Origin of the sequence: Microvirga sp. (assembly GCF_014699075.1) — a bacterium.
Taxonomy (GTDB): Bacteria; Pseudomonadota; Alphaproteobacteria; order Rhizobiales; family Beijerinckiaceae; genus Microvirga.
This window is the reverse complement of record NZ_JACXAB010000054.1, coordinates 1-25344: the sequence shown is the minus strand read 5'-3', so window position 1 is coordinate 25344 and position 25344 is coordinate 1. Positions and strand designations below refer to the sequence as shown.

The window sequence follows — 25344 nt, the reverse complement described above, 5'->3', positions numbered from 1 at the left end:
TCCATGCGTCAACGCTGGCGCCACAACCAACCCTGAATTACCATCACACTCGGATCACCCACATGGGGCAGGCCACAATGGCCGCAGCCGTCGCGGTTTCGGCGGTCGGATGACGGTAGCATGGGGGCATCAAGGATCGGCACCGCGACTGGGGCTCCACCACAGGACAGCCAAGCACCCAACGACCGGTCGCGACCACGTCCCTATACGCCGGGGCGGCCCCGGCTGCCGTGACGTCGCCATCCTCGCAGTGCCGACACTTGGCGATTCACACGTCGCTCCAGGACAGTTTGCGTCCGCGGGAGCAGGTGTCCACAAGCCCCGTTCGGTTCAAAGGGCACGCGGTGCCGAACGCGAGGGTGCATCAGAAATGGCAGGGTCGGGATCGCACTCGTCGCGACCCGGTTCGTCTGCACGGGTTCGTTGCACCCGCGCCATCGCTCCTAAGTCGTTTCGGGAAGCGCCGCTCGAGGCTTGCGCCCCTCGGAAAGGGATCACGGGTCGGCATTTCCGGCCCACTGAAAAATCAACATCGGTGAAAGATGGCTGTAACCCGGGCCAGCTTCGGCGGTCGTGGTGCGAGACCTGAAGCAACTGTCTGAACAATCTTGGAGAGCATGAGGCAATGGGCATTGGACCCGAAAGTGGAGACCACTTCTGTATCCAATGCTCCAGCTAAATGAGCCGCAATTCTTAGCGGGAGAGTTCGCCCTCCACTTCGACAAAGGGATGTGCGGACTTGAAGCCCGCCTGCTCAGCAGCCTTCCGAATGGCTTCAGCCACGTCTGAGGAGTGGACCTCGACCGTCTCGCCTGTTTTCGAATCCACGAACATGATCTTCGTGGCGTTCCCTTCCGGCTCACCATGAGAGACCACATACGAGTTCTTCGTAGCTAGCCGATGAACGAGACCCGCATCCCGGAGGAAGTCAAGGGCGCGATAGATCGTGACAGGGGCTAAGCGCTTCCTGTCGGTGCTGAGGCGATCAACAAGATCATAGGCTCCCACCGGGCCTCCGCTCTGCACGAGTTCCCTGTAGACGCGCTCGCGGATCGGCGTCAAACGGAGATTCTTCTCGCGGCACAGATCTTCCGCACGACGGAGGAGATCTTCACCTTCCTGCTTCTTGCTGGTTTGAGCGCTCATCAGCCTTGCTCCTAGTATTACCCAACAAACATAAGCGTAGAGGGAAACCTTCGTCTCGACAATGTGCTATCGTTGCTCAGTGTGCTCGGAGTTGTGGAAATCTGAGCGGCTTGGTCGCAGACATGTGTAGCAAATGGCTGCCGCTCCAAGCCAATTTATCTCGACCACGTTAAACATCCGGCTTCCATCGGAGTCCGACACCCGCAGAACAAGTCAGCAGAAGGGTCTAAAAAAGGGAATACCCGTCACTGGAGCTCAACCCTTTGTAGGGTCAAGAAATGCTCATTCCCATCGAGCCATGCCTTGTTAGTCTCCCAGTCAGGCGAGATGCTGCCGACCAGCCCCAGAACCCTCGATCATGATCTCGGTAACGAGGTTGGCAGGGTTCGTGGACGACGGCGTATTCGAAGCACGGTCTTCGGCGCGAAGATCAGGTACCGGTTTAGGTTCACGACCCGATCCAGTCCGCAGCTTCCCGATGAATGCCTTTGATCCTTGATCTCGACCGCTTGGGTTTGAGCCCTTTCGGCTCACCATGCTGACGAACGAAAGCCGCGACAATTTCGCGAAGCCACTTAGCCAGCCAGCCCGGCCGCCCCGCTTTGCGGAACTTGACGCACACAATCCGAATCCCAAGGTTAGGGCAATTGGGCGCACAGGACGGCTGCCACAATTGCAGCTTATATCGCACAGGCACCCAGTACGACCTCACTAAGTGAGAGAGGTCCATTGAACAGTACTTGTTTCAGTAATGGTTACCCCGTCATGGGCGTTTAGGTTCGTTACCCACTGTTGCGCAAGCCTGCCGCGATGCCATTGATGGACAGATGAATGCCCTGCACCACCTGCTCGTCGGCATCGCCGGAGCGATGGCGCTTCAGAAGCTCAATCTGCAGATGGTTCAGCGGATCGAGATAGGGGAACCGGTTGCGGATCGAACGGGCGAGCAGCGGATTGCCGTCGAGCAGGGATTGCTGCTGCATGATGACCAGCAGTTGCCGGATTGATTCCTCCCATTCGTGACGCAAGCGCGGGAAGATGGCGTTCCGCAGGGCGTCGTCTTCGACAAGATCGGCATAGCGGGAGGCGATGGCGATGTTGCTCTTGGCCAGCACCATGTCCATGTTCGAGAGCAGTGCTCGGAAGAAGGGCCAGTCGCGGTACATTTCCTGAAGCAGGGCGAGACCAGTATCGGGGTTCTTCTCCAACCAGGCATTCACGGCCGAACCGAACCCGTACCACCCAGGCAGCATCAGCCGGCACTGGGCCCAGCCGAACACCCAGGGAATGGCCCGCAGATCCTCGATGCGCCGGGAGTTCGTGCGTGAGGCGGGGCGGCTGCCGATGTTCAGATGGGCGATCTCACCAATGACGGTGGATTCCCAGAAATAGCGTTCGAAGCCTTCCGTCTCGTAGACGAGGGCACGATAGGCCGTAAAGGCACTGTTGGAGAGCTCCTCCATGGCCTGCAGATATTCCTCACGCGGCGCAGGCTGGCCGGAATGCAGCAGGGAGGCTTCGAGCGTGGCAGAGGCGAGAATCTCGAGATTGCGGCGTCCGAGATCCGGGTTCGAGTATTTGCCCGCGATCACCTCGCCCTGTTCCGTGATGCGGATCGCGCCCTGCACGGCACCGCCGGGCTGCGCAAGGATGGCCTGATAGCTCGGCCCGCCGCCGCGGCCGACCGAGCCGCCGCGGCCGTGGAAGAGGCGCAGGCCCACGCCATGACGCTTGAAGACATCGACCAGCTCGATCTCGGCTTTGTAGAGTTCCCAGCCGGAGGTGAGGAACCCGCCATCCTTGTTGCTGTCGGAATAGCCGAGCATGACCTCCTGCGCCTGTTCGCGGCTGCGCAGAAGGCGCATGTAGTCAGGCTGTGCGAAGAGAGCGTCCATCACATGGCTGCAGTGGCGCAGGTCTGCGATCGTCTCGAACAGCGGGACGATGTTGACCTGCATCTCGCCTTCGCGCGGGCGCAGCAGGCCTGCCTCCTTGAGGAGCAGGGCAACCTCCAGGATATCGGACGGATCGCTGGCCTTCGAGATCACGTAATTTGGCACAGCCGCGCGGCCATAGCGCCGATGAGCCTCGGCGGCTTCGTGAACGATGGCGAGTTCCGATGACGTCTCAGCCGAATAGTCGAGATAGGGTGAGGTCAAAGGCCTTGGCGTCCTGAGCTCCTCCAGGAGCATCGCAACACGCTTCTCTTCCGGCAGGGCTTCATAACCCGTGCCCGGCATCGCTTTCTCGAACAGCTCCGCCACGACGCGCTGATGCACGTCGGAATTCTGGCGCATATCGAGGCTTGCGAGATGAAAGCCGAACACATCGACGGCGCGACGCAGCTTGCGCAGGCGCCCGCGCGATAGGGTGCCGGATCCGTTCGACAGCAGAGAGCGATGGAGGACCGACAGATCGCCTGCAAATTCCTCGACACCTGGATAGGCAGGTGCATCGCCCACGGCATGACGGGTGATATCGCCATGGCCGAGCGCGGCTGCCGTGGCGGCAAGGCGTGCATAGATGCCCGTAATCGCGCGGCGATAAGGTTCATCCTGGCGATGGGCCGATGAATCGGGTGATGCCTTGGCGAGCTCCTGCACCTCATCGGACACATTCACGTAGCGGCCGTCGAGGGACAGCTCGGCCCCGAGGCAATGCAGTTCCTCCAGGTAAAAGGCGAGCGCATGCTTGCTCTGAAGCAGAAGAGCCTGACGCAGAGCATCCGCTGTTACAAAGGGATTGCCGTCCCGGTCACCGCCGATCCAGCTGCCCATGCGCAGGAAGGAGGGAAGTTCAGTGGTTTCCCAAACAGGATCGATCGCCGCAAGCTGATCCTCCAATGAGGCATAAACTCGCGGCAATTCCCTGAAGAAGGTGTAGTCGTAGTAGGACAGGCCGTTATTGACCTCATCGATCACCTTCAGCCGGTTGCGGCGCAGGATGCTCGTCTGCCACAGGGTCAGGATCGCGCGACGTAAGGATTCCTGGCAGGCGGCTTCCTCTTCGGGCGTCAGATCCTGACGATCCCTTTGCGCCAGGATCTGCGAGATCTCCATCTCCCGGTCGATGGTGCTCTTGCGGCGCACCTCGGTCGGGTGGGCTGTCAGGACCGGACAGACCAGGGCTGACGAGAAGAATGCCTGCAGGGCCGCCTGGCTGATGCCGGTCTCCTGCACGAGCTTGAGAGCCCGCGCCAGCGTGCCCTCCCGCGGAGCCGGTGCCGCCATGGCATGGGCACCCGCCATCGCATGAGCGCGCGAGCGCCGGACGTGGTGCTGGTCCTCGGCGATATTCGCCAAATGCGAGAAGTAGCTGTAGGCGCGAATGATCTGGTTCGTAAGCCCGCGGGAGAGGCTGTTCTGGATCGTCTCAAGCTCGCGGCGAGCCACCTCGTCTTCATCGCGGTGAAAGCGAATGGATGTCTGGCGAATGCGCTCGACGATCTCAAAGGCCGCCTCTCCTTCCTGCTCGCGAATCGTATCGCCCAGGAGACGTCCCAGGAGACGGATGTCATCGCGGAGCGGGATGTCCTTCTCGGGCGTAACATCGGGGTTGATCAGGGACATGGTATGCATCCCGCTGCAGTGATCTTGATCATCAAGCCCCTAGAGCCTTGCTGGAGAGCGGATTTGATGCCGCAGGCTAGTAGGAAGTACATCTCCTGCAGCGACATGGATCATAGGCGAGCCATGAACATCTGCAACAAGAATGGCGTCGAAACCGGTATCCCGACCAAACCTGACGGCTTCTACCACCAACTCCGTGGCCCTTTGCAAGGCCACTGACCAGGCAGCCTCTATGTTCGGGAGTTCTACACCAGAGGTGTCGCATACGATGTCCTCCCTCAGTTGAACATGGAAGAAGCACCGCATCTGGTCTCCTATAATGTTCTCCGGCAATGAAATCTCTTTGAGGACGTCAGACCGTTCCACATCCATATGTTGCCTTACCCTGCTGTCCTTGCGCCTGCAGTACTCAGGGTTCGGCCATTTGGATCTGGCCTTTCGATGTAACGTTTTGCATCGCAACATTGTACGAACGAAGTGTCGCCTTTGCGCGTTCGGCGGGCTGTAACCAGCACTGGGAGTCTACACACATCGCACAGGGTAACCAGATGCCTTTGGTTCCCAAAAGATGGCGATGGACCCCAAAGCAAAGGTGGGCTAGTCCTTAGAAATTGACGCGGTCGCCTCCTTTGAGGGACAGCATGTTGCGTGCGTCGTCAGGGGTGGCGACCTCCAGTCCAAGGCCCTCGATGATCTGGCGCGCCGCTTTCACCTGTTGCGCATTCGATTCTGCAAGCTTGCCCGGGCCGATCCAAAGTGAATCCTCCAGCCCGACACGGACGTTGCCTCCCATGGCCGCCGCTTGAGCCGCAATGGGAAGCTGGTTCCTGCCAGCGCCGAGCACCGACCATTGGTAATCATTTCCGAACAGCCGGTCGGCTGTGCGCTTCATGTGCGCCACGTCTTCGGGGTGCGGGCCAATACCACCCAGAAGACCGAAGACGCTTTGGACGAAGAGGGGTGGCTTGACGAGGCTACGGTCCACGAAGTGAGCGAGAGTGTAGAGATGGCCGATATCGTAACATTCGATTTCGAAGCGGGTGCCATTCTCGGCGCAGGTCGTCAGGATGAACTCGATATCGGAGAAAGTATTGCGGAAGATCCTGTCACGTGATCCTTCCAGGTACGGCTCCTCCCAGTCGTACTTGAGGTCTTTGAACCGGGCGAGCATCGGGTAGAGCCCAAAGTTCATTGAGCCCATGTTGAGTGAGGCAACCTCGGGCTTGTAATGAGCCGCAGGGCGCACCCGCTCCTCCACCAGCATGGTCGGCGCACCGCCCGTCGTGATGTTGATGACGCAGTTGCTTCGCTGCTTCACCACCTGCAGGAACGGGGCGAAGGCTTCCGGCGACTGATCAGGCTTGCCGTTCTTAGCGTCACGCGCGTGAAGGTGCACGATCGCAGCTCCAGCTTCCGCGGCGCTGATGGCGGCCTCCGCGATCTCCTCGGGGGTAATCGGCAGATGAGGAGACATGGAAGGCGTATGGATCGCGCCGGTCACGGCGCATGTTATGATGACTTTGCGGGCCATGGGCTTTGTTCCTCTCGGGAAATCACTGATCTGGTTGCGACGCCTTGTGGGCTTTCAACGCAGCCAAGCGTTTGTCCCGCCAAGCAGAGCGCTGTGCGAGTTCATCGGGTCCAGGCGCTTCGCCCCAGGCCTCCAGTATGCGGCTCACATTCTTCTTGTCCCAGACATGAGGCTTAGCGGCATCCTCCGAGAGACGCCGGTAGAAGCCTGTATAGCGATCACAGTAATCAGCGATGCCACCGGGTGCGTTAAGCTCGATGGTTCCAAAGGGACCAAGGAAGGACCAGCGCAAACCAAGTCCATCCTTGACGGTCTTATCAAGATCCTGCGGGCTCACCACTCCCTCACCGACGAGCCGGAATGCCTCTGCCAAGAGCGCACCCTGGAGCCGGTTCAGGACGAACCCCTCCACCTCGCGGTTTACGACAATGGGCACCTGCTCGACACTCTCATAGATTGCTCGCGCCCGAGAGACTGTCTCAGGGGCAGTCCAGGGAGCTCCGCACAGCTCAACGATTGGCACAAGATGAGGTGGGTTGACGGGATGGGCTACGAGGCAGCGGGCGCGGCCCGACAGCCCTTCGGTGAAGTGGGACGCAACAATCGCGGAGGTCGAAGAGGCAAGAATGCAGTCTCGTGGCGCGAGCCGGTCCAGCTCGGAGAAGATGAGCCGTTTGGTCTCGGCGATCTCGGGGCCGTTCTCCTGAACGAGGTCGGCTCCGGTCACCGCCTCCGCGAGCGAGGATACGGCGACGACGTGAGCTGACGCATATTCAGGATTAGCTACGAGGCCATGCCTTGCGAGCTCCTCTAGTCCCTCGCGGACGAGAGCAGGTCCCTTCTCAAGCGTCTTGGGGTTCGGGTCGGTGATGCGCACCTCCCAGCCGGCCCGCGCAAAGACGATTGCCCAAGACCGGCCGATCAGTCCGGCGCCAATGATTGCAGCACTCGGCATTCTTTGATCTCCCTCATGGCTCACAGCCATAGGACCTTGCGGCGGAGCGCAAGATCGTCTCGCAGATCCTTCGATGGACCGGTATGGATCACCCGCCCACGTTCAAGGGCGACCGTCCTATCGGACAGGGCGAGTGCGAGGTCCAGGTGATGGTCGACAATAATGATCGAAACCTCATGGCGGAGTTTGTCGAAGCTCTCGAAGAGTTGCTCGATGATGGTCGGAGCAAGACCTTCGAAGGGCTCGTCCAGGAGCATCACCTTCACGTCGCCCGAGAGGGCGCGTGCGACCGCCACCATCTGCTGCTCGCCGCCGGAGAGAAAATCCGCTGGGGTGTCGAGCCTCTCACGGATGCGCGGGAAGTACTCGAAGATCCTGTCCAGATCCCACCGGACGCCATGGCCTGTCTCTCGCTTGAGCCGCCCGAGTTCAAGATTCTGAGCCACAGTCATTCCGGCAAAGAGGCCACGCCCCTGCGGCACATAACCAATTCCCAGGCGCGCGATCTCAGAGGACGGCCGGCCGGCGATCTCTTGGCCATCAAGCCTGATTGAGCCTGAACCGGGCGGTGCAATGCCGATGAGCGTTTTGAGCAGGGTCGACTTGCCGGCGCCGTTGCGGCCCAACAGAGCCAAAATCTCATGCTGGCGCACGTCGAGGGACACGTCCGACAGGACATGGCTCTTGCCGTAGAACGTGTTGACCTTCTCTACGGCGACGAGGGTCCCCGCTCCGACGGCGCTCTGCCGAGGCTTCGCCGCAATGGTCGCCGCCCCGGAGCCGATGTAGATTTCTTGGACTTTTGGGCTGGAGCGGGCAGCCTGAACCGTCCCGTCAACCAGCACCTGACCCGCATTCATCACCGTAACGGCATCGGCGATCTGGAACACGCGATCAATGTCGTGCTCGACGAGCAGCATCGGAACGTCTGCGGAAATGCGCTTGATGATTTCGCCGATGCGCTGGCGCTCAGCGGCGGCCAGACCGGCGAGCGGCTCATCGAGCAGCAGCACCCTCGGTTTCGTGGCAAGCGCCAAGCCCATGTCCAGGAGTCGCTGCCCGCCATACGAGAGGGCGCCCGCTTCGGCCCTTTCGATGCCGGCGACTCCGAGATAGCGGATGACCGCTGAAGTCTCGGCTTCGATCTGCTTGATGGACCGCGCGGCCACCCACGGATTGAAGCGCTGCGGGTTGCGGGCCTGCACTGCAAGGCGGATATTCTCTTCAACGGTCAGGGCCGGGAAGAGGTTCGTGATCTGGAACGAGCGTCCGATGCCAGCATGCGTGATCGCTTCAGGGGAAAGTCCGGCGATGGACCGGCCCTGGAGGAGGACGTCGCCTTCGTCAGGCGTGTAGTACCCGGAAATCAGATTGAAGGCCGTTGTCTTTCCGGCGCCATTGGGCCCGATCAGGGCATGGAGGCTGCGGTCGCGCACGGCGATGTTGACCGACTGAACGGCCTTGAGTGCACCAAAGCTCTTTGTAATGCCGCGAGCTTCGAGAATGACGCCCTCCACATGGCTGGCCGGCTTGAGAAACGGGGGCAGCGGCTCGTCGGTCAGGGTGCGGCCTGCCATGGCGGCTTCTTCCGTTACCTTGGCGCGGAATGGAGCTGCTACCCGCTGTGCGACTCCGACCAGTCCTGTCGGCGAAAGAACGATGAACCCGACGAAGAGGATGCCAAAATAGAGCAGCCAGTGCGGGGTCCAGATCGACAGGAACTCGCGGAACAGGATGTAGAAGAGCGCTCCCAAGGCAGGTCCAAGGAAACTGCGCATCCCGCCGATCACCACCATCGCGATCAACTCACCGGAGAATGCAACTGAGAGGGGCTCGGCCGAGGCGAAGCGATGGTTGAAGACCGAAAGGATACCTGCAATCCCCACTACCGTGGCGGACACGACGAACCCGAGAAGCTTGTAGCGATTGGTCGGATAGCCCAGAAAGCGGGCGCGTTGCTCATTCTCCCGGATCGCCACTAGGACGCTCCCGGCGGGTGAGCTGTGGAAGCGCAGCAGGGCAAAGCAGACCGCAAACGCCACCGCCGCCGCGAACCAGTAGTAGGTCCAGTCCGAACTCAGATCGAGGCCGGTCGCGCGGGTGCGGACGACGCCGCCGAGCCCGCTTTCTCCACCTGTCAGCGCCGTCCAGCGGTAAGCGACTGCGAAGAGCATGGCCGCCAATGCCAGTGTCAGCAGGGAGAAGTAGACGCCCCGGCGCCGCAGGATGAGCGCACCGAGGAGAGACGACGCTCCAGCGATGAAAACGATGGCGAAGAGGGCCGGAAGAACGATGCCTTCCGGAAACCAGTGGAGCTGGCTCAAGGCGGCCGCGTAAGCCCCAAGCCCGAACCAGACGCCGTGCCCGAAGGAGACGAGACCGGTGTAGCCGACCAGAACGTTCAGGCCAAGGCAGGCGATGGCGAACACAACCACGTCGATCGACGAGCGGAGCGGCAGGCCGATGGGATCGAGGATGAAGGGCAGCAGAATGAGCGCTGCCGCTGCGATGAGGAGGGGCCAGTCATTCGTACGCATCGATCTACTCGAATTTCTGGATGCGTTCGCCGAGCAACCCCCGCGGCCGCAAAAGCAGCACGAGGGCCATCAGTAGGTACATCGAGGCCTCGCCGGCGGGTGGGAAGAAGTAGATCGTGAGGCCGCGCACCACACCTACGAGTGCGGCGGCGGCGATCACGCCCCAAAATGACCCAAGCCCACCGATGACCACCACCACGAAGGCAGCCGTCAGAATCTCCGCCCCCATGGCGGGGTGCACTCCCGAAATCGGGGCCAGCAGGACCCCGGCAAGGCCTGCTAACCCGATACCGAGCGCTGCGACGGCTGTCATATACGGCTGAAGCGAGATGCCGAGCGCTCCCACCATGTCCGGGTTTTGCACTCCGGCCCGGACCACCCGGCCAAAGGCGGTGCGATAAACCAGGAACCAGGTCGCGATGACAGCTGTGAGCGCCACCCCGAAGATGATCAGACGATAGCGCGGATAGATGAAGCTGCCGAGAAAGACCTGCCCACGGAGAGCTGTCGGGATGGAAAAGGGCAGGGGAGCCGCTCCGAAAATTATCCGCAGGCTCTGCTCGATGATCATGGCAAGCCCAAAGGTCAGAAGCAGGCTGAGAATGGGGTCCGAGCGGTAAAACCTTCGAAAGAGCAGGCGCTCGATGACCACGCCTAGCAGCGCAACGAGCAACGGAGACGCAACGAACGCGCCTGCAAATCCGATTCTGGACGTCAGCGTCACGGCAAGATAGGCGCCGACCGCATAAAACGCGCCGTGGGACAGATTGACGATTCCGCCGAGCGAGAAGATCAGCGACAGGCCAAGGGCGATCAGCAGATAGTAGGCGCCCACCAAAAGGCCATTCAGCACCTGCTCAAGAAGAAAGACGAACGCCACGCGAGACTCCCTTTTCAGTCAATGGAGGCGTCCTCCCGCGAGGAGCCGGAACTGAGGGAACACAGAATGCCGTGCTTCCTGGTGGGCCGAAACGGCGGTCAACCGTTCAGCCCAACCGGTGTTTGAGGCGTCACGCCTGCATCTTGCAGATTCCGTCCTTCGGAGGAGCCAGAGCTTCAAGATCCTCGTTCGGGCCAGGGACGGAGCCCAGCGGGTCATAGATATCCCACTGATCCTTCATCTTATCCGAATCTTTCGCACGGACGGCATACATCTCCTGGACCATCTGGTTGTCGTAGGCCCGGAAGTAGCCTTCGCGGCCCTTCAGAATGTCAAACTTCGCACCCTTCCGCAGGTGCTCGGCGAGCTTTTGCGGGTCGGCCGCTTTCATCTCGTTGAAGGACTGCGCGACGATTTTGAGGGAGTTGTAGTCGCCCCAGGACTGGTTCTCGGGTGGTTTGCCGTATTTCTTCGTGAATGCCTCGACGAATTTCTTCGACGATGGCGTGCCGACCATGTGGTGCCAGATCAGCGGCCAGATGCCAGAGAAGTTACCCTTGCCTGCGCCCCAAGCTACCGCCGTGTCGAAGCCGAAGCCGGTGATCGGGAATTGGAGGCCGTATTCGGCATATTGCTTGATGAAGTTCGTGATCTGGTTGCCGGCGAGATTCGAGGCGACAATATCGGGCTGGGCCTGCCGGATCTTGAGAAGGTAAGGACTGAAGTCGGTTGCGTCGGTGGGAACGAGCTCCTCGCCAATGAACTCGCCGCCGTTCTCCGTCACGAATTTCTTGGCGACCCGGAAGAGATCATGGCCGAAGGCATAATCGGCCGTGAGGGAGTACCACTTCTTCCCCTTGATCATGTTCTCCGTCTTTAGGTAGGTGCCAACCGCTGTGACCATCATCGAGTTTGCAGCCTCGATGTGGAACATGAACGGATTGCAGCTCGCCCCGCGCAGGGCGTCGGAATTGGCGCCGGTGTTGATGAACACCGTTTTGGTCCTGTTGGCCACCTGACCGATTGCCAGGGCCGAGGCGGAAGAGATTTCGCCGATGATCATCGCAACCTTGTCGCGCTCGATCAGGCGCTCGGCCTTGGCGGAGGCGGTCTGCGGGTTCACCGAGTCCTCGATCACGAGCTCGACCTTGCGGCCCAGGACGCCACCGGCAGCGTTGATTTCCTCTGCGGCGAGCTTCACCCCCATCTGGGCGAACTCGCCGAGCGGTCCCAGGAAGCCGGTAACGGGCGTGAGGTGCCCGATCCGGATCACGTCAGATTGCGCCTTGACGATTGCAGGCATCCCGAGGCCTGCGAGCGCGGACGCGCCGGCCGCTCCCTTCAGGAGCATACGACGGGTCAAGTCATCAGAGTGTGCCATGGCCGTTTCCTTCCTCCCATGCTGCTGTCCATGCTGCTGTCGCATTACTTGCCGCGATCTGTGATCACAGTTAGACTGTCGGAAAATGAGCAACTTGTCGAGCCCCCGCCCCACCAAGACGCCTTCGGCCATCGCCCGGATCGGCCGGCTGGAACGCGTTACTTTGGGCGAACGCGTCCATACCGAGCTACGTGAGCTGCTGATGAGCGGTGAGCTCGCCCCCGGACAGAAGATGTCCCTGCGCAGCGTGGCCGAAACCCTCGGCGTCTCGATGATGCCGGTGCGGGAGGCGGTCTCGCGGCTTGTTGCCGACCAGTCTCTGGAGGTGCTGCCGAACCGTGCGGTGCGCGTCCCGCTGATGAACCTCGCACGCTTCCGGGAACTGACGACCGTGAGACTCGCGGTCGAGGGCTTCGCGGCGGAGCAGGCAGCAAGAAGCCGTGCGGAATCCGACCTCGCCGCCATGCGGCAGTTCGAAGAGGCGTTCCTCGCTGAGGCCCGAAGCTCCGATCCTCATGCAGATCGAGCTGTCCGGGCCAACAAGGAGCTCCACTTCGCCGTCTACCAAGCGACCCGTCTGCCGACCCTCGTGGGAATCATCGAGGGTCTCTGGCTAAAAATCGGGCCAGTTCTGAATTTCGACCTCAAGGCCTCGCCCGAACGGTTGCAAACGGGCGGCGCAGCCGGACATCACCGTCGTCTCGTCGCTGCGGTGAAGGCTGGTGACGGAGCTGCCGCACGCCAGGCGCTCGTCGACGACATTGAAGGCGCGGCCTGTTTCATCGAGAGCACCGGACGTCTGCTGGAGTAGGCCGGCACCCCAGCTCTCGAACATCACAAGACAATCGGGCGCCGAGTGCTGGGGACCCGCTTTAGGGATGGAGACAACGAAGATGGATCTCAACATCGCCGGGTTGCGTGTGTTGGTGACGGCTGGCGCTGCTGGCATCGGACTTGAGATTGCCCGTACCTTCAACCGTGAGGGCGCGCGCGTGCATGTCTGCGACGTGAACCGCGCCGCTCTCCAGGAGGCGACCGCGACTGATCCGGACCTGACCTCCACCTATGGCGATGTGGCGAAACGAGCTGATGTCACTCGGATTTTCGAGGAGGCTCTGGGAGTTCTCGGCGGGCTGGATGTCCTCGTCAACAATGCCGGCATCGCAGGGCCGACGGCCCGGGTTGAGGAAGTCAACCCGGAGGACTGGGACCGCTGCCTCGAGGTCTGCATCACCGGGCAGTTCAATTGCACGCGTCTTGCAGTGCCCCACCTGAGGCAAAGCCGGAATGCCTCAATCGTGAATCTGTCATCCGCCGCAGGCCGGTTTGGTTTCCCCCTGCGCTCCCCATACGCCGCTGCCAAGTGGGCCGTGATCGGCTTTACGAAGTCCCTCTCTCGGGAACTGGGCGAGGACGGCGTCCGCGTGAACGCGATTCTTCCCGGGGTCGTCGCCGGCGACCGCCAGCGCCTCGTACTTGAGGCCAAGGCCCAGCAGCTCGGTGTATCGTTCGATGAAATGGAGCGGCGGGCGCTCGCGAACACATCCTTGAGGGAATACGTAACGGCACAGCAGCTTGCCGACCAGATCGTTTTTCTGTGCTCGCCACTCGGGCGTACGATTTCAGGGCAGGCCATTGCCGTTGACGGGGATCTCCAGGCCCTTTTCTGAAGACTGCATCAAATGCCCCGTCGGAATCAAGGCTTAGACCTTGAAGTGCCGGGCCTCATCTAAGGAACTGGGTGTGAGCTACGAAACAGGGAGGATGAATATGGCCAGTATCGGCTTCATCGGGATCGGCCTCATGGGCCATGGCATGGCCAAGAACCTCATCGAGAAAGGCCACAGGCTTACTGTTGTGGCCAATCGCAGCCGTGAACGGGTGGATGACCTCGTTGCCCGTGGCGCAACGGAGGTGGATACACCGCGCGAGGTAGCTGCCGCGTCCGAGATCATCTTCACCTGCGTGCCGACATCCAATGATGTCGAAGGTCTCGTCTACGGGGAGAGTGGTATTCTTTCTGGCGCGCGCGAGGGGCTGGTCCACGTCGATACCTCCACGGCCAATCCCATCTCGACGGTTAAGATCGCGGCTGATTATCAAGCGAGAGGTTTTCGTTTCGCCGATGCGCCGCTCACCCGTACGCCGAAGGAAGCCGAGGAGGGGCGTCTCAACGTCATCGTAGGGGCAAGCCCGACGCTCTTCGACGAGATCCTTCCCGTCCTCAAGTGCTTCGCAGAGAACGTCTTCCACGTGGGGGACGTGGGCGCAGGGCACAAGATTAAACTGATTAACAACTTTATCGCGATGAGCCACGCGAGCGTCGTAGCGGAGGCTGTGGCGGTGGCCAGAGCGACGGGCGCCGATCCGAAGGCTCTGTATGACTTAGTCTCGGCCGGTGGCGCGAACAGCGCGATGTTTCAGATGATCATGCCTTACGTGCTCGAGGGCGACCCGACCCGTTTGCAGTTTGCCATCGGCAACGCCCGCAAGGATCTCGCCTACTTCATTGCAATGGTGAATGACGCGAAGGCGACGGGGCTTATAGGCCCTGCCGTTCTGCAGACGCTCACCATCGCCAGTGCAATGGGCCATAGCGGCAAGCACATGCCGCATCTGACGGATGTCCTGACACAACTCAACGGGAGCAAAAACTTGGGCTGAGGACTGAAGCCTGCACGACGGGAGGGTGTCCGATACTGAAAACGCACGGCCTGCACGGCCATTACCCCTGGGCGCTTGATGCCTCAGGGTAGATCGAATTGTTGCCAAGTAAGACACAGCAATGGTGACAGCTTGCTGAGAGATAATAATTCAAATGCTGGCATAAGCGGAGATGACTATTGCAATATACTGAATAAGTATTGAAAATAACGATGCTGGCCTACAGTATCGTACTTTGGCTCCGCCAGAGGGTCACCAGGGAGGATACGGATATGAGGAAGATACTCGCTACCGGTTTGTTCGGGCTCGGGTTGGCTCTCGGCCCTTCAGGAGTGTCCGCTCAGCAGGCAATCGAGCTCCACGGCGCGTCCCAGTTCAACGACGACCATGCCTTCACCAAATCGTTGGCCAAGTTCGGGGAACTCGTACAGTCCTGCTACGGCAAGCCGCTCAATATCATCCTGCACAAGAATAGCGAACTCGGCCTGGAGAAGCAGTATTTCGAATACATGTCGCAAGGACGTGCGGTCGATTTCGCGATTGTCTCGCCGGCACATATGTCGACCTTCTCGAAAGCCGCTCCCTTCATTGATGCGCCGTTTCTGTTCCGCGACCTTGCTCATTGGAATAAGGTACTCGACCGGGACCTGTTCAAGCCGATCGCGGACGAGATCGCCAAACGTGCCGACGTCATGCTGATCGGCTATGCCGGCGGCGGCACCCGCAATATCTTCGTCAATAAGCCGGTTGCCAATCTGGAAGAGATTAAGAGCCTCAAGATCCGCGTCCAGGGCGCCCCAATCTGGAGCCGCACATTTGCTGCGGTCGGCATGTCGCCAACCGTCATTGCCTATAACGAGGTTTACAACGCGATCCAGAACGGCGTGATCGCCGCGGGCGAGAACGAAGCTGCCGGCGTTGAGCAGATGAAATTCTTCGAGGTGGCGCCTAACTTGGCGATGACCAAGCACGCCATCACGATCCGGCCGCTGGCGTTTTCCGGCAAGACATTCCGCAACCTGCCCGCCGAATTGCAGTCCTGCGTGATCAAGTCCGGCAAGGAGGCCGGCGCGCACGGCCGGACCATCGAATCGAGCGAGGATGCGGCAAAGCTCGACGCCCTGGAGAAGGCCGGTAAGCTGAAGCAGGTCACCTTCAAGGATCGTGATGCCATGAAGAAACTCGTCGATCCCGTTCTGGCGGCCTATGCCAAGGAGATCGAGGCTGACAAGATCCTGGCGGAGATCAACAGCATCGAGTAGTGCGCCGCGCTACGTGACACGGTCAGGGATTGCTCCCTGACCGTGCCTTCTCAACGATTGAGGAGCTTATGGCGATACCAATGCCCGAACGTCGCAGCACGTGGCGTAGAGTTACCGCGTGGTACAGCCTGTTTTTGTCCTGGCTCGTGGCGATTTCCACTGCGGTCCTGGTCATTCCAGTCACATTGCAGGTCTTTTCACGCTTCACCTCGATCATCCCGCATTACATTTGGACCGAGGAAATGGCGCGTTTCCTGCTGGTCTGGACGGTAATGATAGGCGCTATGATCGGCGTCCGCGAGAGCTCTCATTTCGAAGTTGATGTCTGGCCACGGCTGTCGCCGCGTCCGGAGGCCGCCGTGCGGTTGATCGCCCGAATCTGCGTGCTCATCGTTGCGCTCGTTTTCATTTGGTCCGGCATCGAGTTCACGCAATTTGCGTGGTACCGGATCTCCGAACTGGCCGAACTGCCGCTCTGGGTCATCCATATTGCCTGGCCGATCACCGGTATTACTTGGCTTGTCTTTCTTGGCGAGCAGATGTGGGATGAACTGAATGTGCTGCTCGGCCGGGGAACTCTGCCGCCGGCAGACCCTATCCCGACCCCGGAGGGGCCCCTCTGATGACCGGCGCTCTGCTTTCCCCCGGCCAAGCGGCACTTGTCCTGTTCGGCATCTTCTTCGGATTGATGTTGCTCCGCGTTCCGGTTGCTTTCGCATTGGCGCTGGCCTGCCTGCCGATCCTGATCATTGAGCCTCGGCTTTCCGCCATGACCCTCGTGCAGGAGACCTTCAACGCGTACAACTCCTTCATCCTTCTGGCCGTCCCATTCTTCCTGCTGACTGCGAACCTGATGAATGTCGGCGGCATCACGGAGAGGCTTATGAAGCTGTCCCGGTCCATGGTCGGGCACTTCCCCGGAGGATTGGCGCAGATCAACGTGGTGCTTTCCTTCTTCTTTGCGGGCATTTCGGGCTCTTCGACTGCGGACGCAGCAAGCCAGTCGAAGATCTTTATCGAGGCTCAGCGCCGGGAAGGCTACGATGACTCGTTCTCCGTCGCGATCACTGCCGTCTCAGCGGTTCTGGCGGTTATCATCCCGCCGTCGATCCTGATGATCGTCTGGGGCGGTGTGTTGACGGTTTCCATCGGCGCGCTCTTCCTCGCGGGAGTGATACCCGGTCTGCTGATCGCTCTCGCCCAGATGGCGACGGTCCATGTCTATGCAACTCTCAAGGGCTACCCGACCTATCCGCGTGACAGCTGGAGGACCTTCTTCAAGTCCATACTGGCTTCGGTTCCTGCCTTGATGACGCCGCTCATCATCATCGGTGGGAAGATCTTCGGCTGGTTTACCGCGACGGAGTCGGCCTGCATCGCGGTGCTTTACGCCGGCTTCCTGTCCATTTTCATCTATCGGGAAATGGACTCTTCAGCGTTCCGGGAAGCGCTCGTGGACACGGGCAAGTTCGCCGGGATAACGCTTTTCTGTGTCGGCACGGCGAGCGCCTTTGGCTGGTTGCTTGCATATTACCAGATCCCTAAGGCCATCCTGTCTGGTGTTTCGGCCTGGGAGCTTGGGCCGATTGGAACCGGCTTCTTCATTGCATTCGTGTTTCTCGTCGTCGGGTGCTTTCTCGATGCCATTCCCGCCATCATTATTGTGGGAACGATCCTGGAGCCGCTGGCGCGCTCCGCCGGCCTCGACCCGGTTCACTTCGCCATGATCGGCATCGTGTCGCTGGCCTTTGGACTGGTCACGCCACCCTATGGCCTCTGCCTGATGATCGCATGCTCGGTCGCCGGGATTCGAATGCGGCAGGCGCTCAAGGATACTATGATCATGCTCGTCCCGATGTTCCTAGTCTTGGCTCTCCTCATCGTCTGGCCGCAGGTCGCACTCTTCGTGCCCAGTCTTGTCTCGCCGGAGTTTCTGAAGTGAGCTCCCCTCGCTACAGAAGCCTGTCGGCCTTTCCTTTCTTAACTCGTGATCGGAGTTCCCGCAGTGACCGCTCCTGAAATCTATCCCGCCATTCCCGACCTTGCTGGAAAGGTCATCCTCATCACCGGCGCGAGCACCGGTATCGGAGCAGCGGCCGCAGTCGCGTTCGGTCACAACAAGGCGCGCGTGGCGATCCATTTCAATGCCAGCGAAGATCCGGCGCGGCAGGTTGCCGAAGAGGTAAGGGCAGCTGGCGGGGAGGCGTTCCTGGTTCAAGCGGACGTCACCGAACCCGAAGCGGCGGCGCAGGTCGTGGCCAAGACTGTTGAGCATTTTGGCCGGCTCGACGTTCTCGTCAACAATGCCGGCGGCCTCGTTGGGCGGACACCGATCAAGGATTACTCGGACGAGTACGTGGATGCCGTTCTTGCACTGAACGTCGAGCAGGTCGTGCGCTTCGTTCGCGAGGGCGTTTCGCACATGAGGGCGCAGGGCGGCGGCTCCATCATCAATGTGTCGTCGATTGCAGCCCGACACGGCGGTGGGCCGGGCTCGGTCATCTATGCCGCGGCCAAGGGGTTCATCTCAGTAGCGACGCGGGGCTGGGCCAAGGAACTGGTCAAGGACGGCATCCGGGTCAACGCAGTTTCGCCTGGCGTCATCATGACACCGTTCCACGAACGCTATTCGACCCCGGAGCAGCTTGCCGCCATGCAGGCCACCATTCCCATGGATCGTCTTGGCACGCCGGAGGATTGCATCGGCGCCTTTCTCTATCTCGCCTCCGACCGGCTCAGCGGCTACGTCACGGGGCAGGTGATGGAGGTGAATGGCGGCCAGTACATGCCCTAGAGGCGCTCTGTGTTCGAGCGGATTGCAGGAGGGGACCTGAACAGATGATTGAATTTCTCAGCCGAGCCGTCCTCATCGGAGTTGGCGCAACGGCGCTGCTCGATCTCTGGGCTCTGCTCCTGCAGCGGTTCTTTAAGGTGCCTGCGCCGAACTGGGGACTGGTGGGACGCTGGTTCTGCCACCTGACCAAACCCAGAGTCTTTCACGACGACATCGCGCTCGCACGGGCCTACCCTTTCGAGCGTGCGGTCAGCTGGATTGGTCACTATGCTATCGGCATCGTCTATGCCGGTGCCCTCCTGGTGTTCACGCGCCCGGATTGGGCATCAGCGCCAACTTTGGCTCCGGCACTCGCCGTGGGCATCATCACCGTGGGAGCCGGATGGTTTCTGCTCCAGCCCGGCATGGGAGCGGGCATCGCCGCCTCGAAACGGCCTAACGCCAAACAGATCAGAGCGCTCAACATTGCCGGCCATATGGTATTCGGGCTGTACGCGAGCGCGCTTCTTGTTCGATAAGATTCTCGCAGGGAGATGCCACAGGACATCAGGTAATCGTGAGGTGGAAAGCATGTAAGGCTTGCCAATAATGTTTTCGTGACTCAACCTAAGCCAAAGACCGGCTCCAGGAAAACGAGGAGCCGGCGCATCGGGAGGAAAGAATGCTGCGTCGTGGTTTCCTGAAGACACTGGCCGTTGCTGCCGTTTCGCTGGTCTCGGCTTCCGGGTATGCGTGGGCCGCCTATCCTGAGCGACCGATCACCATCATCGTTCCCTGGGCTGCCGGCGGCGGCACGGATGCAACCGCCCGCATCATCGGCTCCCTGCTCGAGAAGGAGCTTGGCCAGCCCGTCAACGTCGTCAACAGAACCGGGGGCAGCGGTGTCGTGGGACATGAAGCTATCGCGGCGGCCGCGCCGGATGGCTACACCCTGGGGCTGGCGACGGTCGAGATCGGCATGTTGCATTGGCAGGGGCTTACCCAGCGCGATTACAAGGACTACACGCCGATCGCATTGATGAATCTTGATCCGGCAGGCGTTCAGGTGCGCGCCGACGCACCTTACAAGACCGTCAACGATCTGCTGGAGGATATCAAGAAAAACCCAGGCAAGTTCAAGGCGTCGGGGACAGGACAGGGTGGCATCTGGCACCTGGCAATCGCCGGCATGCTCGACAGCGCCAAAATCGATCCCAGCACTGTCCGCTGGGTGCCAAGCCAGGGGGCCGCGCCCGGACTTCAGGATCTCGTCGCAGGCGGTGTCGAGATCGTTCCCTGCTCGCTCCCGGAGGCGCGCTCTCTCATCGATGCCGGCCGCGTAAAGAGCATTGCCATCATGAACCCCGAGCGCAATCCGACCTTCCCGAACGTTCCCACGCTTGCGGAGCAGACCGGCAGCCAGTGGGCTATCGGCGCGTGGCGCGGCATCGTAGGGCCGAAGGACATGCCTGCGGATGTCACGAAGCGGCTCGCTGACGCCCTGGACAAGATCTACAAGGGCAAGGAGTACAACGACTTCATGAGCCAGCGCGGCTTCGGCGTGAAGTTCGCGGCGGGCGAGGAGTTCCTTGCATTCTGGAAGAAGAGTGATGAGGACCTCGGAGCGGTCATGAAAAAGGTCGGGTTGGCGAAGTAGTCGCGCCGACCACAATGCGCATCAACGATGCCATCATCGGAGCCGTGCTCCTCGCGTTCGCGATCGCGATGTTCGCCTATGCGAGGACACTTCCGGCCATTCCAGGACAGGAGTACGGTGCGGCCGTCTTTCCAGTGCTCGTCGCCATGGGGCTTGCAGGCTGCGGCGTCGTGCTGATTGCCTCGGGCGTTCGGCACTGGCAGGGTGCTGTGGCCTGGAGCGATTGGGCTCAGACCCACCATGCTTGGGTCAGGCTTGTCGTGATCTTCGCCTTGATCCTGGCCTATATCGTGGTTGCGCCGGCACTCGGTTTCGTCCCGACATCCATCGCTATCCTTCTGGTGTTTCTGCTGATGATGGGGGTCCGCTGGTGGATAGCCGCGGCCGTGGCGATCGCCGCAACCATCCTGGTTCAGCAGACCTTTGTCGGATTGTTGCGAGTCCCCCTTCCACTTGGGCTCCTTGGGCCCTGACTCTGATGATGTCATGAGCGCAATTCAGACAGCCTTCGGCCTCGTGTTCCAGCCGGCGGTGCTGGTGACCATCTTCCTCGCAGCCCTGTTCGGGCTCGTGGTCGGCGCAATTCCTGGCCTGACTGCCACGATGGCGATCGCGCTCCTCGTCCCGGTGACCTTCTTCATGGATCCTGTGCCGGCGGTGGGCGCCATGGTGACCTGCTCTGCCATGGCCATTTTCGCCGGCGACATTCCCGGCACGCTGCTGCGCATTCCGGGGACGCCGGCGTCGGCGGCCTACACAGACGAAGCTTACATGATGACCCGCAACGGCGAGGGAGAGATCGCGCTTGGCGCCAACCTGCTCTTCTCGGCCATTGGAGGACTATTCGGCACATTCGTGCTGATCCTGTCCGCCCCGGCCCTCGCTGAGGTCGCCTTGCAGTTCAGCTCCTTCGAGTATTTTTGGATGGCCTTGCTTGGTTTGACCTGTGCGGTGTTCATCGGAACGGGATCGCCAGTGAAGGGGCTCGTGAGCCTGTTCATCGGCCTGTTTGTTTCGACGATTGGGCTAAACAATCCAGCCGGCGTGCCCCGCTTCACCTTCGGAAACGCCGAGCTCACCGGAGGCGTGAACTTCATTGCGGCGATGATCGGCCTCTTTGCCGTGTCCGAGGTCTTTCGGTTTGCCATCTCTCACAGCGTCCAGACCGTGCCGCAGGCCGTGATCGGCAATCTCTTCCGAGGCTGGGGGCGGATGATGGTGCAGTACTGGCCGCAGCAGCTGCGCGGCAATGTGCTGGGCACGATCATCGGCGCGCTGCCGGGGGCGGGGGCCGATATCGCAGCCTGGGTCAGTTATGCGGTCAGCAAGAAAATGTCCCGCACTCCCGAGAGGTTCGGAAAGGGGCACGTAGAAGGAATCATCGAGAGCACCTCCTCGAACAATGCCGCTCTTGCAGGCGCCTGGGTTCCGGCGCTCGTCTTCGGCATCCCGGGCGACAGTATCACGGCCATTGTCATCGGCGTGCTCTACCTGAAGAACATGAATCCGGGTCCGACGATCTTTCTGAACAATCCCGAGTACATCTATGCAGTCTTCATCATCTTCATTCTCGCCAACCTGGTGATGCTGCCCTTGGGGTGGGCCGCCATCAAGGGAGCCCGGACCATTCTTCGCATTCCGCGCGAGATCCTGATGCCGTGCATTCTCATGTTCTGCATTGTGGGGGCCTTTGCTATCAACAACTCCGCCTTCGGCGTGGCCGTGATGCTGGTGTTCGGCGTGCTCGGCTTTCTGATGGAGGAGAACGATATTCCCGTCGCTCCCTGTATCCTCGGCATCGTGCTCGGCCCGATGCTTGAGGAAAATTTCGTGACCTCCATGATCAAATCGGACGGCAGCTATTTTGCCTTCTTCGAGCGGCCGATCTCAGGTGCGCTCGGGGTCGCAACGCTGCTGATCTGGCTGGCGCCGGTGCTGCTCATGGCGCTGCGCTCCAGAAAGAGTGCAATGCCATGGCAGGGCTGACGATCAGGCGGTCGAACCCTGCACAGATCGCCGTCAACGGATGAATTGATCGATGTAGTCAGCTCCGAGTCCGTTCATCGCATAATGCGCGCGGCACTTCTCGATTCGCGTGAAGACGTCGTCGAAGCCGGTCGTCTTGCCGTCCGGATCGACGTAGATCATGGCTCCGTTCACCTGGAACAGGGTGATCATCTCCTCGACGTGCGGATCGACGACTAGCGTATGCGTCTCGCCGGGGGCCTCGTAGGCATAGGAGCCCTCGGTGGCAATCCAGTCATGCTCCAGGTACCGCCACTCTCCCTTCAGCACGAAGGCATGCACCGGTTGGGGATGGCGATGGCGCGAGAGCACGCCCGACTTCTGCACCCGCAGCAGGTTCATCCAGTACCCGCGCGAGGCCGCAAGCAGCAGCGGTCGGAACCATACGTTCTCCTCCACAGGAACCCAGATCCGTTCGTCCGTCGGAATGGCGTTCGGGATCACCAGCTCGGGCGGGGAGTCTTTTGGCTGCGGATGCCGGTAGGGCACCCACTTGTCGTTCATGGGGATGCCTGGGGAGGTGGGTTCTGGGCTGGACATGGGATCTGCTCCTCTGAGGCGAGTTGTGGTCAAACAGTCAGATAGCCGCCATCGATGGCCAGGATGGCGCCCGTCACGAACCGAGCCGCGGGCGAGGCCAGGAAGACGGCGCCGCCGGCCACTTCCTCCGGTGTGCCCCAGCGGCCCATGGGGGTGCGGGACAGGATCGGGGCGCTCCGCTCCGGGTCATCCTGCAGAGCTTGCGTGAGCGGTGTCGCGATCCAGCCCGGTGCAACGGCATTGACGCGGATGCCGTCAGCGGCCCATGCGGCGGCGAGGCTCTTGGTCAATTGACCGACCCCACCCTTCGAGGCGCTGTAGGCCGGAACCCGGGGGCCGCCGAAGAAGGTGAGCATGGACGCGATATTGACCACGGAGCCCTTGGTCTCGCAGAGCCTTGCTTTCGCGGCGGAGCAGACCCGCATGGCACCGGTCAGGTTGACTGTGATGACGTCCGCGAAGACTTCCGGGTCGTGCTCCAGGTCACGGCGAATTACGCCCGCGGCGTTGAGCAGGATATCCAGGCGGTTGAACTGCGTGACCAAGTGGTCAACCGACGGACCGTCACGGACGTCGAGAACCGCAAACGAGATCCCTGCGTTGGTCTCGTCGTCTGCCGCCCGCATCCGCTCGGCCTCACTCGCTCCCGTCGCCGTGACGTTGGCACCCAGGTCGCGGAAGGCCTTGGCGCAGGCAAGCCCGATTCCGCTTGTGCCGCCCGTGATCAAAGCGGTTTGGCCGTTGAACAGATGAGGGGAAAAAGCATCGGTGATCGGCATTCCGCTGTTCTCTCAAGGGGGGTGATCGGATGCTCGGCAGGATTCGAAACATAGTGCTTGAATGGGTGTCGCCAAGCAAACTCTACCAGGGGACCTCGGTCGCTGCCGAGGGCGTCAGGCAGCTCACATGTAGAATTGTCGGATCGGTCGCGGCGTTCGGCCAGCAGATACAGGTGCAACCAAACGCCGATGCTGGGACATCGCGAGGGAAGGATTCAAGTAGCTCCACGTGAAATGTCGTGTCGAACCAAAGTGGATTGATCTGGTAGGCGCTTTCGCGTGATGCTGGACCTGAAGCAGGGGCGCTGCGGCAGAATGTTGCTTGCGGCCTCACCCAACGCAGCCGGGACGGAGAAGCAGGGATGTCTTTGATTTCCTATTTGACCACCATTCGGTTCCAGGCTGGCGCCCTGTCGGACGTCGGCAACGATATGCGGGAGCTTGGCATCAGGACACCCCTCATTGTTACCGATGCCGGAATCGCGCGCGTTGGCTTGGTCGATCGCCTGATAGGTGTTCTCCCTGCAGGGCAGCACATTCCAGTCTTCGCCGATACGCCCACAAATCCCACGGAGGGCGCAGTGATCGCTGCGCTAGATCTCTACCGTTCCCGTGCCTGCGATGGCCTGATTGCCATCGGGGGCGGCTCCCCGATTGATCTGGCCAAGGGTGTGGCTCTTCTGTCGACTCACGATAGACCCTTGGAGCAGTATGCAGCGATTCTAAGCGGAATTCCCAAGATCTCAGCGGCCGTGGCCCCGCTCATCGCTATTCCAACCACGGCCGGGACAGGCAGCGAGGTCGGCCGGGCGGCCCTGATCACCTTGGAGGATGGCCGAAAGCTCGGATTTATCTCTCCCCATCTCATCCCGAAGCGCGCCATCTGCGATCCGGATCTCACGCTCGGGCTGCCCCCGGCATTGACGGCCGCAACCGGAATGGATGCGATCACCCATTGCATCGAGACCTTCCTTAGCCCACGCTTCAACCCACCGGCAGAGGCCATCGCGCTCGACGGTCTAGTTCGTGCCGTCGGCAATATCGAACGGGCGGTGGCCCAGGGGTCGGACCGCACGGCCCGACATGAGATGATGATGGCCGCGCTTGAGGGAGGCCTGACGTTTCAGAAGGGCCTGGGCGCTGTCCATGCCCTCTCGCATCCTCTCGGAGGTCTGAAGCAGGTGTCGCTGCATCATGGGACCCTCAATGCGGTGCTGCTGCCCTACGTGCTTGAGTTCAACAGGAGCCATGCCGAGGCAAAATACGCTACGATCCGCCAACGGTTGGGCCTCAATGACGGCGTTGATCTGGCGGATTACGTCCGTAGTCTCAACTTGCGGCTCGGCATGCCGACAATGCTGGCTGAGATGGGGGTGCCGCGGGATAGCTTTGCCCTGATCGCAAAAAGCGCGACTGAGGATCACTCTTCCGCGACCAATCCTCGTCCTGCCAGCGAGGCGGATTACCGGGCGATCCTCGAGGCGGCCTATGCAGGGATCCCGCTTAAACCGGGTGCCTGATCCACCCAACGCACTTTCTAGGGTTGTGATGGGGTGGACGCCCCCAACGGCCTTGGTGTGCCACAGTGGAGGTGTTGAGCACCACTTGAGGGAGGCGTCCATGGGAGAGGTTAGCACAATCGGCT

General features: G+C 60.9%; 22 protein-coding genes. 12 read left to right on the top strand and 10 right to left on the bottom strand.

Annotated features, from left to right (window positions below):
* Window positions 1-693 precede the first annotated feature (693 nt).
* From IC232_RS27795 to IC232_RS27765, 8 genes are all read right to left on the bottom strand, one after another.
* Window positions 694-1146 (bottom strand): Fur family transcriptional regulator, encoded by a 453-nt coding sequence (locus IC232_RS27795; RefSeq protein ID WP_190848199.1) that lies wholly within the window; start codon window positions 1144-1146, stop codon window positions 694-696.
* 782 nt (window positions 1147-1928) lie between these two features.
* A complete protein-coding gene (gene ppc, locus IC232_RS27790; RefSeq protein ID WP_190848198.1) occupies window positions 1929-4715 on the bottom strand; it encodes a phosphoenolpyruvate carboxylase in 2787 nt (928 codons plus the stop codon).
* A 39-nt stretch (window positions 4716-4754) separates the two neighbouring features.
* Window positions 4755-5021, bottom strand: a complete 267-nt coding sequence (locus IC232_RS33460; protein ID WP_409564979.1) for a DUF6894 family protein — start codon at window positions 5019-5021, stop codon at window positions 4755-4757.
* Between the two features lie 298 nt (window positions 5022-5319).
* Entirely contained in the window at window positions 5320-6246 is a 927-nt protein-coding gene (locus IC232_RS27785; protein ID WP_190848197.1) for a 3-keto-5-aminohexanoate cleavage protein, read from the bottom strand.
* 22 nt (window positions 6247-6268) lie between these two features.
* Window positions 6269-7201, bottom strand: a complete 933-nt coding sequence (locus tag IC232_RS27780) for a 3-hydroxyacyl-CoA dehydrogenase (RefSeq protein ID WP_190848196.1) — start codon at window positions 7199-7201, stop codon at window positions 6269-6271.
* 20 nt (window positions 7202-7221) lie between these two features.
* Window positions 7222-9738 carry a branched-chain amino acid ABC transporter ATP-binding protein/permease gene (locus IC232_RS27775; RefSeq protein ID WP_190848195.1) on the bottom strand — a complete coding sequence of 839 codons (2517 nt, stop codon included), beginning with the start codon at window positions 9736-9738 and terminating at the stop codon, window positions 7222-7224.
* A 4-nt stretch (window positions 9739-9742) separates the two neighbouring features.
* Entirely contained in the window at window positions 9743-10618 is an 876-nt protein-coding gene (locus tag IC232_RS27770) for a branched-chain amino acid ABC transporter permease (protein WP_190848194.1), read from the bottom strand.
* Window positions 10619-10748: 130 nt separating this feature from the next.
* Window positions 10749-11999, bottom strand: coding sequence for an ABC transporter substrate-binding protein (locus IC232_RS27765; protein ID WP_190848193.1), 1251 nt, complete (start codon window positions 11997-11999; stop codon window positions 10749-10751).
* 94 nt (window positions 12000-12093) lie between these two features.
* Between IC232_RS27765 and IC232_RS27760 the strand changes: the two genes are divergently transcribed.
* The 11 genes from IC232_RS27760 to IC232_RS27710 all read left to right on the top strand — a co-directional run bounded on the left by IC232_RS27760 (window position 12094) and on the right by IC232_RS27710 (window position 22341).
* Window positions 12094-12810, top strand: a complete 717-nt coding sequence (locus IC232_RS27760; RefSeq protein WP_246812455.1) for a GntR family transcriptional regulator — start codon at window positions 12094-12096, stop codon at window positions 12808-12810.
* 82 nt (window positions 12811-12892) lie between these two features.
* On the top strand, window positions 12893-13669 hold the full coding sequence (locus IC232_RS27755) for an SDR family oxidoreductase (protein ID WP_190848191.1): 777 nt from the start codon (window positions 12893-12895) through the stop codon (window positions 13667-13669).
* Between the two features lie 94 nt (window positions 13670-13763).
* Window positions 13764-14663 carry an NAD(P)-dependent oxidoreductase gene (locus IC232_RS27750; protein WP_281413441.1) on the top strand — a complete coding sequence of 300 codons (900 nt, stop codon included), beginning with the start codon at window positions 13764-13766 and terminating at the stop codon, window positions 14661-14663.
* A gap of 272 nt (window positions 14664-14935) precedes the next feature.
* Window positions 14936-15925, top strand: coding sequence for a TRAP transporter substrate-binding protein (locus IC232_RS27745; protein ID WP_190848189.1), 990 nt, complete (start codon window positions 14936-14938; stop codon window positions 15923-15925).
* A gap of 80 nt (window positions 15926-16005) precedes the next feature.
* Window positions 16006-16548, top strand: coding sequence for a TRAP transporter small permease (locus tag IC232_RS27740; RefSeq protein ID WP_190848188.1), 543 nt, complete (start codon window positions 16006-16008; stop codon window positions 16546-16548).
* Window positions 16548-17867: a TRAP transporter large permease gene (locus IC232_RS27735; protein ID WP_190848187.1), complete on the top strand. Its 1320-nt coding sequence runs from the start codon at window positions 16548-16550 to the stop codon at window positions 17865-17867. The genes IC232_RS27740 and IC232_RS27735 overlap by 1 nt, the downstream gene beginning before the upstream one ends.
* 63 nt (window positions 17868-17930) lie before the next feature.
* On the top strand, window positions 17931-18719 hold the full coding sequence (locus IC232_RS27730) for an SDR family NAD(P)-dependent oxidoreductase (protein ID WP_312895245.1): 789 nt from the start codon (window positions 17931-17933) through the stop codon (window positions 18717-18719).
* Window positions 18720-18763: 44 nt separating this feature from the next.
* Window positions 18764-19237, top strand: a complete 474-nt coding sequence (locus tag IC232_RS27725) for a DUF2938 family protein (RefSeq protein ID WP_190848186.1) — start codon at window positions 18764-18766, stop codon at window positions 19235-19237.
* Between the two features lie 143 nt (window positions 19238-19380).
* Window positions 19381-20355, top strand: coding sequence for a Bug family tripartite tricarboxylate transporter substrate binding protein (locus IC232_RS27720; protein WP_190848185.1), 975 nt, complete (start codon window positions 19381-19383; stop codon window positions 20353-20355).
* Window positions 20356-20369: 14 nt separating this feature from the next.
* A complete protein-coding gene (locus IC232_RS27715) occupies window positions 20370-20828 on the top strand; it encodes a tripartite tricarboxylate transporter TctB family protein (protein WP_190848184.1) in 459 nt (152 codons plus the stop codon).
* A gap of 13 nt (window positions 20829-20841) precedes the next feature.
* Window positions 20842-22341: a tripartite tricarboxylate transporter permease gene (locus IC232_RS27710; protein ID WP_190848183.1), complete on the top strand. Its 1500-nt coding sequence runs from the start codon at window positions 20842-20844 to the stop codon at window positions 22339-22341.
* Window positions 22342-22374: 33 nt separating this feature from the next.
* On the opposite strand, the gene IC232_RS27705 is transcribed toward IC232_RS27710, so the two are convergent.
* Complete coding sequence (locus IC232_RS27705) at window positions 22375-22920, bottom strand: 2,4'-dihydroxyacetophenone dioxygenase family protein (RefSeq protein WP_190848182.1); 546 nt, start codon at window positions 22918-22920, stop codon at window positions 22375-22377.
* Window positions 22921-22949: 29 nt separating this feature from the next.
* Window positions 22950-23699, bottom strand: coding sequence for an SDR family NAD(P)-dependent oxidoreductase (locus IC232_RS27700; protein WP_190848181.1), 750 nt, complete (start codon window positions 23697-23699; stop codon window positions 22950-22952).
* Between the two features lie 362 nt (window positions 23700-24061).
* Between IC232_RS27700 and IC232_RS27695 the strand changes: the two genes are divergently transcribed.
* Window positions 24062-25219, top strand: coding sequence for an iron-containing alcohol dehydrogenase (locus tag IC232_RS27695; protein WP_190848180.1), 1158 nt, complete (start codon window positions 24062-24064; stop codon window positions 25217-25219).
* The last annotated feature ends 125 nt before the right edge of the window (window positions 25220-25344 follow it).

Bases quoted from the DNA above. Each gene is read 5' to 3' on its own strand.
- IC232_RS27695 (WP_190848180.1), top strand. From the start codon at position 24,062: ATGTCTTTGATTTCCTATTTGACCACCATTCGGTTCCAGGCTGGCGCC.
- IC232_RS27765 (WP_190848193.1), bottom strand. From the start codon at position 11,999: ATGGCACACTCTGATGACTTGACCCGTCGTATGCTCCTGAAGGGAGCG.
- IC232_RS27715 (WP_190848184.1), top strand. From the start codon at position 20,370: ATGCGCATCAACGATGCCATCATCGGAGCCGTGCTCCTCGCGTTCGCG.
- IC232_RS27705 (WP_190848182.1), bottom strand. From the start codon at position 22,920: ATGTCCAGCCCAGAACCCACCTCCCCAGGCATCCCCATGAACGACAAG.
- IC232_RS27795 (WP_190848199.1), bottom strand. From the start codon at position 1,146: ATGAGCGCTCAAACCAGCAAGAAGCAGGAAGGTGAAGATCTCCTCCGT.
- IC232_RS27775 (WP_190848195.1), bottom strand. From the start codon at position 9,738: ATGCGTACGAATGACTGGCCCCTCCTCATCGCAGCGGCAGCGCTCATT.
- IC232_RS27750 (WP_281413441.1), top strand. From the start codon at position 13,764: ATGAATATGGCCAGTATCGGCTTCATCGGGATCGGCCTCATGGGCCAT.
- IC232_RS27755 (WP_190848191.1), top strand. From the start codon at position 12,893: ATGGATCTCAACATCGCCGGGTTGCGTGTGTTGGTGACGGCTGGCGCT.
- IC232_RS27745 (WP_190848189.1), top strand. From the start codon at position 14,936: ATGAGGAAGATACTCGCTACCGGTTTGTTCGGGCTCGGGTTGGCTCTC.
- IC232_RS27720 (WP_190848185.1), top strand. From the start codon at position 19,381: ATGCTGCGTCGTGGTTTCCTGAAGACACTGGCCGTTGCTGCCGTTTCG.
- IC232_RS27780 (WP_190848196.1), bottom strand. From the start codon at position 7,201: ATGCCGAGTGCTGCAATCATTGGCGCCGGACTGATCGGCCGGTCTTGG.
- ppc (WP_190848198.1), bottom strand. From the start codon at position 4,715: ATGTCCCTGATCAACCCCGATGTTACGCCCGAGAAGGACATCCCGCTC.
- IC232_RS27710 (WP_190848183.1), top strand. From the start codon at position 20,842: ATGAGCGCAATTCAGACAGCCTTCGGCCTCGTGTTCCAGCCGGCGGTG.
- IC232_RS33460 (WP_409564979.1), bottom strand. From the start codon at position 5,021: ATGCGGTGCTTCTTCCATGTTCAACTGAGGGAGGACATCGTATGCGAC.
- IC232_RS27785 (WP_190848197.1), bottom strand. From the start codon at position 6,246: ATGGCCCGCAAAGTCATCATAACATGCGCCGTGACCGGCGCGATCCAT.
- IC232_RS27700 (WP_190848181.1), bottom strand. From the start codon at position 23,699: ATGCCGATCACCGATGCTTTTTCCCCTCATCTGTTCAACGGCCAAACC.
- IC232_RS27740 (WP_190848188.1), top strand. From the start codon at position 16,006: ATGCCCGAACGTCGCAGCACGTGGCGTAGAGTTACCGCGTGGTACAGC.
- IC232_RS27725 (WP_190848186.1), top strand. From the start codon at position 18,764: ATGATTGAATTTCTCAGCCGAGCCGTCCTCATCGGAGTTGGCGCAACG.
- IC232_RS27735 (WP_190848187.1), top strand. From the start codon at position 16,548: ATGACCGGCGCTCTGCTTTCCCCCGGCCAAGCGGCACTTGTCCTGTTC.